This window comes from Acidisoma sp. S159 (assembly GCF_009766125.1).
Taxonomy (GTDB): domain Bacteria; phylum Pseudomonadota; class Alphaproteobacteria; order Acetobacterales; family Acetobacteraceae; genus Acidisoma.
The window spans coordinates 39,402-54,138 of the sequence record NZ_LMUG01000045.1 but is presented as its reverse complement, the minus strand read 5'-3'; the positions used below and the strand labels follow the sequence as shown (position 1 = coordinate 54,138).

At 67.1% G+C, this 14,737-nt stretch carries 12 protein-coding genes; all 12 read right to left on the bottom strand.

The window, feature by feature from the left end; translation table 11 throughout:
• Positions 1–32: 32 nt before the first annotated feature.
• The 12 genes from GSQ92_RS13445 to GSQ92_RS13390 all read right to left on the bottom strand — a co-directional run bounded on the left by GSQ92_RS13445 (position 33) and on the right by GSQ92_RS13390 (position 14,734).
• Positions 33–2,150: a hypothetical protein gene (locus GSQ92_RS13445; protein ID WP_254066622.1), complete on the bottom strand. Its 2,118-nt coding sequence runs from the start codon at positions 2,148–2,150 to the stop codon at positions 33–35.
• Positions 2,151–2,258: 108 nt separating this feature from the next.
• Entirely contained in the window at positions 2,259–4,715 is a 2,457-nt protein-coding gene (locus tag GSQ92_RS30960; protein WP_254066620.1) for a hypothetical protein, read from the bottom strand.
• A 46-nt stretch (positions 4,716–4,761) separates the two neighbouring features.
• Positions 4,762–6,162 (bottom strand): hypothetical protein, encoded by a 1,401-nt coding sequence (locus GSQ92_RS13435; protein ID WP_159013606.1) that lies wholly within the window; start codon positions 6,160–6,162, stop codon positions 4,762–4,764.
• 20 nt (positions 6,163–6,182) lie between these two features.
• A complete protein-coding gene (locus GSQ92_RS13430; RefSeq protein ID WP_159013605.1) occupies positions 6,183–8,717 on the bottom strand; it encodes a right-handed parallel beta-helix repeat-containing protein in 2,535 nt (844 codons plus the stop codon).
• Between the two features lie 6 nt (positions 8,718–8,723).
• Positions 8,724–9,233 (bottom strand): hypothetical protein, encoded by a 510-nt coding sequence (locus tag GSQ92_RS13425; RefSeq protein WP_159013604.1) that lies wholly within the window; start codon positions 9,231–9,233, stop codon positions 8,724–8,726.
• An 11-nt stretch (positions 9,234–9,244) separates the two neighbouring features.
• Positions 9,245–10,486 carry a glycine-rich domain-containing protein gene (locus GSQ92_RS30210; protein ID WP_159013603.1) on the bottom strand — a complete coding sequence of 414 codons (1,242 nt, stop codon included), beginning with the start codon at positions 10,484–10,486 and terminating at the stop codon, positions 9,245–9,247.
• Positions 10,487–10,495: 9 nt separating this feature from the next.
• The gene (locus GSQ92_RS13415) at positions 10,496–11,173 is read right to left on the bottom strand and encodes a hypothetical protein (RefSeq protein WP_159013602.1); all 678 of its coding nucleotides are present in this window, start codon (positions 11,171–11,173) and stop codon (positions 10,496–10,498) included.
• Positions 11,174–11,334: 161 nt separating this feature from the next.
• A complete protein-coding gene (locus GSQ92_RS13410) occupies positions 11,335–12,459 on the bottom strand; it encodes a baseplate J/gp47 family protein (RefSeq protein WP_159013601.1) in 1,125 nt (374 codons plus the stop codon).
• A gap of 7 nt (positions 12,460–12,466) precedes the next feature.
• Positions 12,467–12,844, bottom strand: a complete 378-nt coding sequence (locus tag GSQ92_RS13405; protein ID WP_159013600.1) for a phage tail protein — start codon at positions 12,842–12,844, stop codon at positions 12,467–12,469.
• Positions 12,845–12,847: 3 nt separating this feature from the next.
• The gene (locus tag GSQ92_RS13400; RefSeq protein ID WP_159013599.1) at positions 12,848–13,474 is read right to left on the bottom strand and encodes a phage baseplate assembly protein V; all 627 of its coding nucleotides are present in this window, start codon (positions 13,472–13,474) and stop codon (positions 12,848–12,850) included.
• On the bottom strand, positions 13,471–14,562 hold the full coding sequence (locus GSQ92_RS13395) for a hypothetical protein (RefSeq protein ID WP_159013598.1): 1,092 nt from the start codon (positions 14,560–14,562) through the stop codon (positions 13,471–13,473). The genes GSQ92_RS13400 and GSQ92_RS13395 overlap by 4 nt, the downstream gene beginning before the upstream one ends.
• Positions 14,549–14,734 (bottom strand): hypothetical protein, encoded by a 186-nt coding sequence (locus GSQ92_RS13390; protein WP_159013597.1) that lies wholly within the window; start codon positions 14,732–14,734, stop codon positions 14,549–14,551. The genes GSQ92_RS13395 and GSQ92_RS13390 overlap by 14 nt, the downstream gene beginning before the upstream one ends.
• Positions 14,735–14,737 lie beyond the last annotated feature (3 nt).

The following is a 14,737-nucleotide window of genomic DNA, read 5'->3' as shown; positions in this document are numbered from 1 at the left end:
TGTGTCTTTCGCGATAGAGGGAAAGAGGGGCGTCATCCCGTGCTGTCGCTCAGCGGAATGCCGTAGCTCGTGGCCTGCAGCGGAAAGTCGGTGGTCCAGGCGGCGCCGAGATCGCCGCCCATGTCCCAGCCGGCGGGCCAGCCGATGCTGGAGAAATTGTCGGTCACGGCATCGCCGCGGCCGATCTGCGTCGAGCCCCAAGGGTAGAAAAGCTGCACGTCCGGGCTCGGGCTGGTGATCGTACTGGCAAGCGTGACGAGAAGATGGGTCGCATCGATGCGTGCCGCTGCGATAGCGGCAATGATTGTGCCCGGCGCGGCGACTGTGCCGCCATCCATTGCCGCCCAGCCCGCGCCATTCGCGGCCTGCAACGGCAACCTGATGTCGCTGCCCTGGTCATGCACCACCGTCACGACGATTTCGGTCGAGCTTTGGCGATAGGCATGGGCGATGCCCGGCCCGGCGAGCGGCATGCCGGAGGCGATTGCGGTCAGAGTATCGCCCAGGCTGGCGGCGAGCGCCGCGCGTGCCGCGACATGGGCGCCGCGATGGCCGAAGGCGATCTCATCGGTCTCGTCACGATGTTCCGGATCGCCGCCGGACCATGTGCCATTGACGGCATCGTAGGTGGCGTTGAGCGGGATGCTGTCCGCCGTTTGCGCGGCGAAGACGCTGAGGTTCTGCGTGCTGTCGGCTGCAATGTCGGCCACGCTCTCGCGCACCATCTGTACGCCGGTGTCCGTCTCATAGGGGATCGCGTTCCACATCAGCAGAGGGAGTTGTGCTGCGCTGCGCCCAAGCATGCCGCGTGTGAGCGCCGCGAGCTGTTTGACCGAGCCGGTATACAGCGCCTTCTGCGTATAGGGCGCGGTGGAATCCTGCTCCGTCCACGGCCAGACGATGGCGGCGATGTCGGCGATGTCCTCGGCTGTCGGCACCATCGCGGCGCCGGAGAGATACGCCTGCACCGCCAGCCCGTCCGGCCCCAGCGCCCACGTCGAGGGGTCGCTGCCATCGCCGGGGTTGACGAGGAAGGTGCCGTTGCCAGCGCCCGGCGGAAACAGCGGCTGCGTGGAGTTGCTGATCGGATGGCCGGAAATCTGAGTGTAGCGCGGCGGATTGATGAAGCTGCCCGAGGCCGCGACGATGATGTTTCCGGCGAGCGTCCCGAGATACCAGCTCAGGCCATTCGCCATGATTTGCGCGGCGCCCGATAGCCAGAAATAGCCCGCATTGCTTTGCCCCATGACGAGCAGGCTGGAACCGCGCCGTGTTCCGAGCGTCCAGCGGCCGCCGCAGGCGATCAGCGTGGTGATGTCGGCGCTGGAGAGCGCGCGCTCCCAGCCCGCCATTTCGTGGAACCACAGCTGCGCGCCGCCTTGCAGGTTCATCTCATGGCCGAAGACGAATTGCCCCGCCGCGCCATTGGGCAGCGGATTGGCGATCGCCGTCGCGACGCGCGTGCCATCGAGCCAAACATCGACGCCGACGCCCGGCGTGTTGCGCAGGACGAGCGCGTGGCTGTGCCGCCGGGTCATCGCCGTGCTCAGTGTCAGAGCCACGCTGGCCGGAAACAAAGTGAGCGTCGCGCCTGTCGAGGATAGCGACACGAGCGTCACGCCATTGCTGCGGAGCAAAGCCACGGGGTTGGCATTGACCTGCAGCGTGCCCTGCCGCCGGTTCGGGCGGCTCCAGACGATCATCCGGGTCCAGGCGAGATTCGGTCCGGTGGCGAGGTTGGTGAGCTGGAGGCCGGTGTCGGGGTCGAGCGTCGGTGCGTAGCTCGCCGGGGAGACTGGGGCGCCGACGCCTCCCAGCAAACCGTTGAGGCGCGGCGTGGCGATTAGGGCGGCCGGCGAGCCGCTGCCGGTGAACCAGTGATAAGGCAGCATCGCCGCACCGCCCGACTTGTCGGGCAGGCTGCCGGCGGTGCTGCCCCAGGCGGTGAGCGCGTCTCCCTGCGCGTCGGCCATGCCGTCCAAGGCTCCGGCGTCCCACCAGCCGGACAGGCCAAGGATGTCGCTGGGAAAAGGGCCGGAGAACGCGCCGCTCCCCGAGGAGCTACTCGAACTGCCCGTGGTCGCGGCGGTTACCAGCAGCGGTCGCCCCGTGGCCGCGAAGAGCGGTCGGCCGTTTGCCGCAAACAGCATCTCAATGGACCTTTTCGTAGGACGCAATGCACCGCGCGAGGCGGTTCACCGCCGCTTAGCTGCGAGACGTTCGTGCTTTGATCTAGGAGGAAGTGAAAATGTGGCCGCTCAGGTGACGGTTACGGCGGCCGTCACGGCTTTCTCCGCGCCGTCCACGCTTTCGACCCAGGCGAAATAGGTGCCAGCCGTCGCGGGCGCGTTGATGAAGGCGGCCCAGAGCGTGTCGCCATTGCCCTCGGTGGCGGCCAGCGTGCCGGTCGCCCAGACCGTGGGCGCGACGGAGGCGCTGCTCGACCAGCCGAACTGCACGCCGGTCGCCGCCGTGCCGGGATGCAGCAGGGCATTGGCGCCGATGCCGCCTTGACCAGCCGTATAGGGGCCGGCCGGCACGAGGTTCCAGGTGAGCGTCGCACTACTGGGGGCTGCCGAGACGGTGATGGCGGCCGAAACGCCGGTGACGCCGGTGGTCGAGGTATCCGCCCAGGCAAAGAGCGTGCCCGCGGCGGAGGGCGTGACGCTCGCCGACCAGGTTCCTCCGGAAACGGTTGCCGCCACGAAGCCGCTGGTCGGCGGGACGGTGCCGGAACCCGACAGCGCGACGCTGACGGAGGAACCGCTCGGGGCAACGGTGCCCGAAAGCGCGAGGGCGGTGCCTGCCGTGCCGGAACCTGGCGCGGTCACGGTGACGGATGCGGTGCCGCCGCCCGAGGCTGCCGCGACCGTGATGGCGGCGGAAACGCCGGTGATGCCGGTGGTCGAGGTCTTCGCCCAGGCAAAGACCGTGCCGGCGGCGGCAGGGGTGACGTGCGCGGACCAGGTTCCCGAGGAAACGGTCGCCGCGACGAAGCCGCTGCTCGGCAGGACAGTGCCGGAACCCGACAGCGCGACGCTCACGGAGGAACCGCTGGGCGAGACGGTGCCCGAAAGCGCAAGCGCGGTGCCAGCCGTTGCGGATCCCGGCGCGCTCACGGTCACCGACGCGGTGCCGCCGGTACCGCCGCCGCCCGGGCCGCTACCGCTGCCACCGCCGCTGGACGACGCCGTATTGGTGCTCGTCACCAAAACGCCCACACCGCCGTCGAGATTGACGAGGAACTTCTCGTTGATCCCCTGGTAGCGGATCTGCGCATCGGCCTGGACGTAGCCGAGCGCCAGCCGGGTCGGCGGATTGTTGATGGTGTCGCAGATCACCGCGAAGGCCGTGGAACCATCCGTGGTGCCGATCATCCCCTGGCTTTGCAGCGCCGAGAGAAACGCCATCAGCGTGCTGCGGATATTGCGCAGTAGCGCGGCATTGATGACGAGACCGACATAGAGGCCCATACCGGCCTCCAGCGTCGCGGCGATGTAGTTGGTCAGCCGCGTGTAGTTGTCGCCGTTGACCGCGGCGTTCGACGAGCTGTTGTGCCCTAGCCGCAAGGTCCAGATCGCCTGGCCGCCGGCGCCGGGATTGGTGATGAGGTCGATGCCCGCGGCGAAAATCGCCTGCAGTTCGGCGGCGCTGTAGCAGTTGCTCAAACCGCTCTGCGGCGGCCCGACTTTCTGGCTGCCGCCGATCGCATAGAGCGGCTTGTTGAGCCCCGACTGCTCAGGCGAAAGATTGGCGAGGCGCCCGGCCGCGAAAGCCTGCGGGGAAACGAGGCGCTCCGTGCCATTGACCGCATCCCACCAATACAGCCAGTCGCCAAACAGAAGCTTCGTCGCGGTGCTGTCGAGGCCAGCGGCTTGCTTGGTTGCCACCGCGCCGCCGATCGTGTCGCCCGGCGGACCCGTTAGGATGGCGTACATGCCCTCGGCCGCCGCGAAGCCGTCCACCGTCGTCCATTGCGTGGGATCGTCGCAGTCGCAGAGGTCGAGCAGCGCGCAGCCTTGATTGCGGAGTGCGTACATACCGCTGCGGGCCGCCGTGTCTTGTCCGAGCAGATCGCCGGCGGTCAGCGCCGCCGCCCCGTCGCTGCCGCCGCTCAGCGCATACTGCGTGGCACCCGGCGCCGCCGTGCCGCCTATCGGCGTCGCGACGACGAGCAGCGAGGCGCCGCGTAACTGGCCGTTGCCGGTATTGATAGCGAGGGCCAAAGCGGCCCAGAAAGCCGCGCCTGTCCCGACGACATTGTCGAAGCGTTCGAGGCCCACTCCCGGAAGCGCGACATTCGCGGCCCAGCTTCCGGCTTTTGCGCCAGCCGTGAGCGTGACCGTGATCAAGCTCCCCAGACTACCCGGATACAGCGCCGTGAATGCGATCGAGCTGTTGGAGACGGTGGCGGCGGTTTCGCTGCCATCCGTGACGCGCACGCAGCGAAAGGCGGCGGCACCCTGCTGCACGGCAATGGCGACATGCGTTCCCATGTCAAACGTCCGGTTCATCACCGCCCCAAAGGCGGTCGCATAATCCGCCATGGTGCCCAGCGTCACCGCCTGGTTCACCGGCCCCCAGGCCGCGGAACCGACGACGCCAAGCACATTGCTCGGCACGCCGTTGAGCAGCACGGCGGGCGAAACGATTTGGACATAGAGGTCCGGCACGACCAGGGCGGTCGTGTTGAGGGCGCCTTGTTGGCTGATCATGAGGTTCCGTCCGGGAGGCGCCGCGCGGGGCGCCGGCTGAGAAGAGTCAGGAGACGGTGAAGGCCGCCGATACGGTATGCGCCGCCCCGTCGGCGGTCTCCGCCCAGGCGAAATACGTGCCTGCGGCGCCGGGCATCGTGAGGAAAGCGCCCCAGAAGGTGTCGCCGTTGCTTTGCGTATTGATAAGCGTCGCGGCGCCCCAGCTTGTCGGCGCCGCCGTGGCGCTCGACGAAATGCCGAAGTTCACGCCGCTCGCCGCCGTGCCCGGATCCAGCGTCGCATTCACCCCGACGCTGCCCTGGCCCTCGGTGTAACTGCCGGAGGGCGCGGTCACAAAACTCACGGTCACTGTCGGACCCGCCGCCGCGACAGCGATGGCGCCGCTCACCGCATGCGTCCCGGCCGCCGCGTCCATTGCCCAGGCGAAGTAGGTGCCGGCGGCGCTCGGGGTGACGCTCGCACTCCAGCCGCCGCCAGAGACCGTGGCGCCGGTGAGGCTGGTCGGCGCGGTGGTGCCTGAGGTCGAAAGTGCGACGCCGACGGCATCGCCCGAAGGCGCCACGGTGCCGGTCAGGCTGAGCGCGGTGCCGACGGTCGCGCTGCCCGGCGCGGCGATCGTCACCGCCGCCGTAACCGGGGTTGTGCCGCCGCCGGATGTCGCGGGCCCAGGCCAGAAAACAATGTCGCCGCCGGAATACGCGACGGCCTGAAGCTGCGCCGAAGCCTGCGGCGGCAGCGCGGTGTTGCCGTTGCCGACGGTGATGCCGCTGCCCATCGTCACGTTGCCGGACGAGAGGTTGAGCACGTCGCAGGTGAAGCCCGAGCCCATGTTGACGAAATTCGCGAAGAGCGTGAGCGGCTGGCTGCAGACAAGGATCGCATCATTATGCGTGCTGGCATCCAGCACCGTCGTCGCCGTCAGCTCGACCACGCGCCGAATCACGCTGGGCAGTTTGGCAGAGACGTAGGACCAGACTGCAGAAAAGCTCTGACGAACCAGCGCCGGGCCGCCTTGATCCACCGCCAAGGCATCGGTGTCGGACGCGGCAGCGGCGGCGGCGAGAGTTGCCACAGTCTCGCCGTCGAGCATATTCGCGCGAGTGATCCAGACCTCGGCGCCGACCTGGGAAGCAGCGACGTAATCCGTATCCGCCAGCGTGGTGACGGTATTCGCCGAACTCGGTGCGGCCAAAGTGCCGGTCGCACCGGTGGCCGAAAGCGTTCCGGCGGCGAGTTGCAGGCCGGTGCCGACGCTGATCGTTTCCGGTCCGCCGGCGCCGAGCGATATCCGCCCAAGCAAGGTTCCGCTCGGCGCCATGATGGCGGGCTGCGTTCCGGTCAGCAGGGTATCGACGGTCACCGCATTGGTGCCGCCGGATTGTTCGACCAGCAGCAGGTCGGTTGGTGCCGTCGCGGTGGCGAGCGGCAGCGAGGAAAGGGTCGGCATCGGGTTTCTCCGTGCTTGCGTCAGGCGACCGCGAGCCAGCCGCTGCTGCCGGTGCCACTTTGTTTGATCCAGAACACGCTGCCGGCAGCGCCTGTCAGATTGCGATAGTCCGATCCCGGCGGCGCGCTCACCGCGCCATTGGGCGTGCCCGCGCCGACCGTTGTCGTGCACCCGGTCGCCTGCGCGGCGTTCACCCAGCGAACCGCACCAGGCCCGCCCGGCTGCAGCCGCAGATCGCCGGAGATCGAGGCGAAGGTTACGCTGCCATTGGCGGAAGGGGCGACGTAATCCGTCTGCTGATGGCGCGCCGCATACCAGCCGCCGCTGCGGCCGACCCAGTCGATGTCGCTATTCGCCGCAGTCGTAATCGCGATGCCGGAGGCCGTGGTCTGGCTCGGCTTGCTGCCAGAAACCGCCCAGCTCACGGCGACGCCGCAGTACACCCGCAGGTTGCGGCTAGGCGGCACCGGCACGCCGATGAAGGCGGTGGCCGTGCCTCCTGACCCGCCGCCACCGGAGAGCAATACGGTCGGCGCGCTGGTGTAGTCTGAGCCGAGGGAACCCATGCGGAAGCCGATCAGCGCACCGCCGCTGACCACGGCGGCGGCGGTGGCGCCTGTGCCTCCGCCGCCCGTAAAGGTAACCGCCGGCGCGCTGGTATAGCCGGAGCCGCCGTTCGTAACCTTGGTGAAGGTAACGAATTGGGCATAGTTCAGCGCTGAGAGCGCGCAGATCGACTGCACGGCGGCGGAGGTCGCGGCGATCGAAACGGAGTCCAGGACATCGGGATAGGCGAGCGTGGTGAAGCCGCTGAAAGGCCCAGAACTCGGAGCGAATGGGTCGAAAAGATGCAGCGTAGGGCTGCCATTCAGCAGATTGCCCGCGATCGTCACGCTGTCGGTAAAGGGCAAGAGGCAGAGGCTGACATCGGCGCCAGCCACCGTCACGACTGTATTGCGTAGCACCGAGACAAGTTGCGGCCCGTCCTGCAGGATGATGCCGGAGGCGCCGGTTGGAATGTCGATATGGTTCTCAGCGATCACCACATTGGTGGTCGCGACGCCGATCGTATTGCCGTTGGCATCCGTCTCGGTGTGGAAGATCGTGATCCCGGTGCCCGAGCAATTCTCGATGTAGTTGCCGGCTACCCGCACGCCCTGGCTGCCGCCCGCATTGATCCCGATCCGTGCTGTCGTCACGAAGTTGTCGCCGATATCGGTGAAGATCGACGCCCCGGCATCGATCGCGTAGCCGAGATGCTGGCTGATCAGATTGTCCCGCACAGCGCTGTTCGAGACATTGGCGAGAATGCCGCCATTGCCGAGGTTCGTTCCGCCATTGTTGTAGAGCAGATTGCCTTGGACGAGGATGTTATAGCCCTGTGCGGCGATGCCATACTCGCTGTTGTCGTGGCAGGTATTGCTGGCGATCAGGCATTGCACGACATCAGGGTTTGTATTCGTCGCGGTGGTTGGCACAACGTTTGAGAGACTATAATCGCCGACCTGAATACCGACGAGGTTGTTCCAGCATTGATTGCCGAGGATCTGCGTCGTCCGAGTCTTGATCGTATGCGTGCTGTCGATGTTATCGACCGTGATGCCGCCGCTGGAATTGTCATGCAGATGGCAGCCGCTCACGATCACCCCATCGGCGGCCGTGCAGCTGATACCTCGAACGTTGCCGAAAGCCTCGCATGCCGTAACGCTATGCCGCGTCAAAGCGGGGTCGGAGGTGCTGAACTGCAACCCCGTGCCGGAGACCGTGTTGGTGAAGCCGCAGCCCTGAAACACCGCGCGCAGGCAGCTCGCGCTTACGTTCACGCCGATCGTCGAGCTGGTGATCGCGCTATTGGCGTCGAAGGTCACTCCCTCGCTGGCAAAGAGCGTGGCGGCGACGGTGATCCAGACGCTGCCGCTGCTTTGGGAAAGCCGGTGCAGCGTGGTCTTGCCCGCGACGCCGATAAGCGTCACGGCGCTGCCGGCGAGTGTGGTGGGGCCGCGAATGGCATAGGTCTTGGGGCCGAGCCTGATTGGCGCCCCGGCGGCGGCGGCGGCCAGGAATGCCGCCGTGTCATCCGTCACGCCGTCACCGGCCGCGCCGAAATCCTCGATCGTGAGGCTGTCACCGAAGATCGCAGGAAGTGTGCGCGTCACGCTGGCGGCGGTCGGTTCCACGGCAAGGTTGGGGAGGCTCGCGATGCCGTTGAGGAAGGTCCCGTAAGAGATGGCGGCCGCCGTGCCGCCCTGGGACAGCGAGACTAGATCGGCGGCGACCGGGCTCCGCCCTGACGGCAAGGCGGCGATCGAGAAAGCAGTGCCGGACAATGTGCCATTCGTGAGTGTGAGATTACTCCCAACCATGATCGACTGCGGACCGTCGACCGTGGAGCCGCTATTGCCGAGCAGCGCGCCGGGAGGCACGGCTATCGAAGGCTGTAGCCCGGCGAGCAACTGCGACCGGGTCACCTTGACCGAGACGCCGCCCTGCGATGTCAGCAACTCGTCGGTATCCGCGGAAGCGGTCGCCGCCTGAAGTTGGTCGATTGTGGGCATCTGCGGTCAGCCCTCCACGACGATGGGATCGCCGTTGTCATCCAAAATCGGCAGGCCGTCATCGGTCAGCAACACGCTGCCCGGAGCGGCTTCGCTTGAGAGCGAAATCACCGGCAGCAGCACGGTGCGCTGGAAACTGCGGCCGCCGACGGTCGCGATGGCGAGCGTCACGCTGTAAGTCGTGCCGCTCTGCCCAGCGCCGAGCCACAGGATCGCGCGCTGACCATTGGCGGAACTCGTGGCGAGCGTGAGCGCGCCGGTTCCAGTCGGCGCGATCGTCACGCTGAGCTGGAAGATGCTGTCGCCTTCGTCGCCGAACAGCGCCGGGGCGATGTCGTAGACATAGTCGAGCACATCGGCGGGATCCTTGGGTGGCCAGGCGGGAAGCGCAGGAGTGGCGCCAGCCGGAAGCGCCATCGCGCCAAGCGGGGCGCCGCGCGGTCTCGGCCAGAAGCCGGTGATGGCGAGGATCCGCGCCGCACTCGGCGTCCAGCTATGGGTGACCGATGAGGACATGACGGCTTCCTTCAATATTCGACGATGACGAGGCCGTCCGCGCCCTGGCCGCCAGCGCCGCTGGAATTGTAGGTGCCCCCCGCGCCGGAGCCTGGAGCCTGCCCGTTGAGGGCTGTGCTGCCGGCGGTGGAAGCTCGGCCGCCGCCGCCCATCAGGCTGGTGCCGCCGTGGCCCCCGATGGAGAAGCTGTTGTTCTGGCCATCCGTCCCGAACCCGCCACGGCCGACGAGTTCACCGCCACTACCGTTACCGCCGCTTCCGCCCGGTGTGGATGCAGCACTCTGAAACACGCCGCCAGCGCCGCCGGTGGCGCTGCAAAGGCTGCCGAAGCTCGATGTTCCGCCTGCACCTGCGTTGACGCCGGCGGCACCGCCGATGCCTCCCGCGCCGACGGTGATCGCGATGGCTGTGCTGGGCGTCGCGGCGAATGTGCCGGAGGCGAAGCCGCCCGCGCCGCCGCCGGCCGCCGCGTATGTGCCATCAGTGCCGCCGCCCCCGCCGCCCGCGCCGACCACGGTGGCGCGCACCGTCTGGACACCTACCGGTACCGTGAAGCTGCCGCTGCTGTTGAAGACGACGCGCCGCGAGAAGCCAGGCGTGAGCTGCGGCAATTTGAAGATCAGCAGTGGACAGGCGGGATGCGGCACAATGTCGCCGGCCACCACGCTCGTCTGCCCGTTATCAACGGTGACGATGTAGAGTCCAACCCAGCCGGTATCCACGGCGGGCGGGATTTGCGTGCCGGTGCCTGCTGCGGCACCTGCCTTGAGCTGCAACTGCACGCGATCGATGCGCTGCGTGTTTTGCGCGACGCCGGAATTGCCAGGACCCGAATAGGCCTGCGCCGGATTGGCCGCATTGAGATAGGGCAGCACCACCGGCGTGGCGTCGGATTCCAAGAAGGCGGCCTCGATAACGTAGTCGATGCTCTGGCCCGGCGTCGCCGGCGGCGTCAGCGCGAAGGTCGTCGATGCGAGGGTGATGCCCGTCTTCACGATCTGGCTCACGGTATCGGCCAGCAGCGAGCCGTAGTCGGTCGTATCAAGCGGCCCGAGCGCGGTGATTGATCCGGGTGCCACCACCACGGAAAGCGAGGCCGGTGAGGTCGGCGTGCAGGCAAGGCCGTCGGCGACAGTATTCGTGCCGAGCGTCGCGCGGGTCAGCGCGCCAATCGCCACCAGCGTGTTCCGATTGGTGAGGAGGAAATCGGTGTCGAGCGGGATGGCGCCTGGATAGACGATTTGCCGGTCCATGAATGGTCCTCAGTTGGAAATGCGGGTCCAGGCGATCGTTGCGACCGGCATCGCATCGGCGACGGCGGCCAGGATATCGGCGTCCGTTACGGCGCCGGCGATGAGAGCCGTGCTGCCCCATTGCAGCGCGCCGACACCCCAGCCGCCGAGCGCGTCGGCGATACCGTCGCCGCCATAGCCGGCGGAATTGGCGATGCCGCCACCCGCCGGACGGAACGCCGTCACGAAGCATTGGAACGGCAGCGTCAGGGTTCCCCAACCACCCGCCGTATTCCAGGCGAGGCCGGGGCCGTTCAGCACGCCAGTATCGGTGGGCCGCGCCGGCTCGAAGATGACGGGCACGCGGCCGGTGAGATCGGTGACGGCAGCCGCGAGTGCCGCGCGGGTGGCGCGCAGGCGCTGCAAATTGCGGCCAATCCGCGCGCGGAAGCCGTCATCTGTCTCGCCGATCTGCCGCGCCCAGGCGCCGCCGCCATAATCGCGGGCGAAAAGATCGAGCCAGCCGAAGCTCGCCGTGGCCAGCCGGTCCTGCTGTCGCACGAAGGCGAGCAGCGAAAAGAGCCAGGCCCAGGCTGAGGCCAGGCCGCTGAGCAGGCCGCCGAGTACGGGCGCTTCATCCGCGAACCATCCGGCCGGCAAGGCAGCGCGAATCCGCGCCTGCATGTCGGCGCTGTCGCCCTGTGCCATGTCGTGTCCCTGTTAAGTGCGTGCGGTGATTTGCGGAGACTGAAGCGACCCGTCGTCCTCGGCGAAGGCCGAGGGTCCATGCCTACTCGCGGCGTGAAGAAGGCGTGGATGCTCGGCCTTCGCCGAGCATGACGGTGGTGGCGCCGCCAGAACGCAGCGCGCTAATCGATCGCCAAAGTGCCGAGCTTGATGACTGTCGAGGGCGCCGCTGGAAGATCGGCGGTGGCGCCGTTCACCAGCAGGCTGGTGACGTTGGCAATCGCCGGGTTCGCGTCATAGACCAGCTGCGCGAGCCGCGTGTAAGCAAGACCAGCGCCCACCGGCAGCGTATTGATGAACCCCGTCAGCACACCGGATACTCGCCCGATTATTGTCGCGCTATCGGCCCCAGTGGCGAGCACCAGCGTCATGCCGAGATCGGCGTCGAGCACCGTGGGTCCGAAGACCGCGAAGACCGAGCCCACCGGCCGCACCGCATCCACCGCCTGCTGCACGGCGGTGAGGAGACTGGCCGGGGGCGCGCCAGTGCCGTCGTCCACATAGACCACGAAATGGCCCGGCTCGAAGTCACCGGCCGCGTCGCTGTTTTCGATCACCGCGCAGGTTATGTTCTGCTGCACGCTGGTCGCCGCGTAACTCACCGCCTGCACGGTCGCCCGGCTGCGGCTATCGATGAACAACTGGAAGCGAGCACGGAACGCGATGTCGCCCTCGGCATCGAGACCGCCCGATAGCGCCAGCGAATTCGTCACGCTGTCGATGCCGGGAAGTGCTGTCGCGATCAGGCTGATCGTGCCGGCCAAGACATTCCCCGCACTGCCCGCCACGAGCGCTGCGATCGGCACCGTCACGCTGCTAACGCCGGCGCCAAGAACATAACCGTTTTGCGCCGCTGACCAGGCCGCGTTGGTCGCATCCGCCGTCACGATAAAACGGGCAGTACCGTCGGAAGTCGCGATCGTCGTGCCGACCGGAACGATGGCCGGAATCGTGGGCGTGAAACGCGCGAAAATGGCGTTCCCCCCTGCGGTGGTCGCGGCAAGCCGCGTCATGCCGAAATCGGCGCCGAAGCTATCGACATCCGCGCCGGTGCTGGTGGCGAGCCGCGTCGCCTGAAGCGCCTGCAGAATGAGCCACTGCATCCAGAGTGCGATTGCCGCATTGGCCTCAAGCACCGCCCGCAGCACGGAGCCAATGGAAAGGTCGAGTAACTGTGCCGCGGCCCCCTGAACAGCGGCGGACATGGTTTCGACCAGGCTCGAAAAACCCTTCAGCGAAAGTTGCATGCGGCCCTCATTGATCGAGCGAAACGCCGAGCGTCTGGGTGGACCCCTCGGCCGCATCCGCATAGGTGATGCTGAGCGAGACGAGGCTGCCGGCCGATTGCACACTGACCGTCGGTGCAGGGCTGCGTGCCACGGCCGCCTCAAGGAAGATCTGACCGCGCACCATGCCCTCGATCGTCACGGCATCGACAGGAGTGCCGATGACCGCCGGAAGACCGGCCCCATAAGCAAGATGCCAGATATAGTCGCCGGCATTCGTGAGCAGCCGGCGGAGCACGCGTTGCTGGCCAAGCACTGTGCCAGTGACCGTCGCGAGGTCGCCCGTGGGACCGAGCGCCAGATCGCCGCCGAAATCGTGATCGAGATCCTGATTCGAACCGGACATCGCTCAAGCCTGCGGCGTAGCGGGACCGGTATGGTCCGGACCGGCCTGCACATTGGGATGGATATGCGCGTCGTAGATAATGCGGAGCTGGCCAAGCGAACCATGCGCCTGCCCTTCGTCCGAGATCTCGCCGCTTGCCACGATATCGCCGGTCACCTGCACATCGCCGATAATGGAGACGGCGCCGGTGATCGTCACGGCTCCCGTGATATCCACGGCACCGGTGATGTTCCAGCGCGTCGCATTGCCTTCCACCGTGCCGTCATTGTGGAGCTTGAGGAAGGCACCCGCCTGATGTACCAGCCAGAATTCGCCAGACGGCGCCTGCGGCGGCGTGGCGGCGGTGGAGAAGAGCCCGCCGACAATCACGCCATGCTCGGCCTGACCCTCCTGCGCGAGAACAAGCACCTGCTGACCGGGAACGGGCGGCGCCACAAGCCCCCAGCCGGAACCGGTCCAGGCCGAAGCGACAGGCAGCCACCCCGTCAGCACACCTTCGGGCTGCAGCGAGACCTTTGCGCAATAAGTCGTCGGATCGACACTCTGGACGAGGCCACAGCGCGCCTGGCCGATGCGGCCGTCCTGCAATGCGCCTTGCGCGCGGATGGCATTGAACAGCCCCTCCATCATGCCGCCGCACTCCCGATCGTCATGGCCGGCGCATTGACCGCCCGCACCGTCTGCGTGAAGCCGTCACGCGCGGAGACGCGGCGCTGAATCTCGTCCACGACATAGAGCTGGTCGAAGGCGGTCCCCGTTCCGGTGAGCAGCACGCTGCTACCGGGCGCGAGCACGAGTTCGCCCGGCATAGTCGCCAGTGCCACGCGCTCGTGCCGGCTGAGATCCGCGAGAGTTTGCACCGCCAAAGCCTGCGCCTGATCCGGTGTCATATTCGGACGCACGAGAACATAATTGGTCGTGTGCAACCCCGGCGTGGCGCTGCTCGATGTCGCGCCACTCGCGGAGGCACGAACCGTCTGCGTAATCATGCGCGCCTGTTTCGCGTTCCAGCTTTGCACCGTCACCGCAATGTCGCGTGCCAGAGAGAGACTGCGTTCGAGTTGTAAATCCAGGAGGTCCGAGTTTCCCGGCGATGCCTGCCACACAATCGGAACAAGCGACGCGACAGGAGGGCTAAACACCAGCGTGGTGCCGGTCACCATCAGTTCGAACCCCTCCGCCAGCGCCAGGCGCTGCAACAGGTCCCACTCCGTGACCACCGCGCTCGATTGGTGGAGCGAGGATGTGTCGTGGCCGAGCTGGTAGTAGCGTCCGACGGGCGTCTGTGTTGGCGTCACCTGCGCTTGCAGACCGCGTCGCACCGCCAGAGTCGCGACGATTTCGCTCGATGTCCGGTTAGCGAAGGTTTCGGCGGTGAGGCTGTCGATGAAGAGTGCGCTGAAATCCCGCCCTGTGAGTTGCGCGGTTCCCTGAATCGGATCGAGCGTGATTTGGTCAAGCGGTCCGGTAATGAGACTGGTCCAGGCGCCGCCGCTGCCGGCGGGTCCGAGACCGATTTGCACCTCGACAGTCGCGTCGCCGATCCCGCTGAGCACGGCGGCGGTGAGGCCAGCATCCGCACCCAGCGCCAGCCGTACGTGAAACCAGCCCGCGGCGCGCCGCCCGGTGGTGCTAACCTCGGCCTCAAGGGCCCCATAGACCGGAACCCCGTCGAGCAGCACCCGCAGGAGCACATCGCGCGCATCACTGAGCGGCAATGCCGCCTCCCGCTGCCGGATCAAGGGCGGGGAGTTGCAGCACAGTCACACCCTGCAAAACCGGATCGGATAGTCCATTGAGTTGCGCGATGCGGATCCACTGCGTCGCGTCCTGCAGCACTGCGGCGGCGATGTGGAAGAGATCGCCGCCCGCGACAGTAATTTGCGGCATTGG

Excerpts from the sequence above, each read along its gene's own strand:
- GSQ92_RS13445 (WP_254066622.1), bottom strand. The coding sequence starts at position 2,150 with ATGCTGTTTGCGGCAAACGGCCGACCGCTCTTCGCGGCCACGGGGCGA.
- GSQ92_RS30960 (WP_254066620.1), bottom strand. The coding sequence starts at position 4,715 with ATGATCAGCCAACAAGGCGCCCTCAACACGACCGCCCTGGTCGTGCCG.
- GSQ92_RS13435 (WP_159013606.1), bottom strand. The coding sequence starts at position 6,162 with ATGCCGACCCTTTCCTCGCTGCCGCTCGCCACCGCGACGGCACCAACC.
- GSQ92_RS13430 (WP_159013605.1), bottom strand. The coding sequence starts at position 8,717 with ATGCCCACAATCGACCAACTTCAGGCGGCGACCGCTTCCGCGGATACC.
- GSQ92_RS13425 (WP_159013604.1), bottom strand. The coding sequence starts at position 9,233 with ATGTCCTCATCGGTCACCCATAGCTGGACGCCGAGTGCGGCGCGGATC.
- GSQ92_RS30210 (WP_159013603.1), bottom strand. The coding sequence starts at position 10,486 with ATGGACCGGCAAATCGTCTATCCAGGCGCCATCCCGCTCGACACCGAT.
- GSQ92_RS13415 (WP_159013602.1), bottom strand. The coding sequence starts at position 11,173 with ATGGCACAGGGCGACAGCGCCGACATGCAGGCGCGGATTCGCGCTGCC.
- GSQ92_RS13410 (WP_159013601.1), bottom strand. The coding sequence starts at position 12,459 with ATGCAACTTTCGCTGAAGGGTTTTTCGAGCCTGGTCGAAACCATGTCC.
- GSQ92_RS13405 (WP_159013600.1), bottom strand. The coding sequence starts at position 12,844 with ATGTCCGGTTCGAATCAGGATCTCGATCACGATTTCGGCGGCGATCTG.
- GSQ92_RS13400 (WP_159013599.1), bottom strand. The coding sequence starts at position 13,474 with ATGATGGAGGGGCTGTTCAATGCCATCCGCGCGCAAGGCGCATTGCAG.
- GSQ92_RS13390 (WP_159013597.1), bottom strand. The coding sequence starts at position 14,734 with ATGCCGCAAATTACTGTCGCGGGCGGCGATCTCTTCCACATCGCCGCC.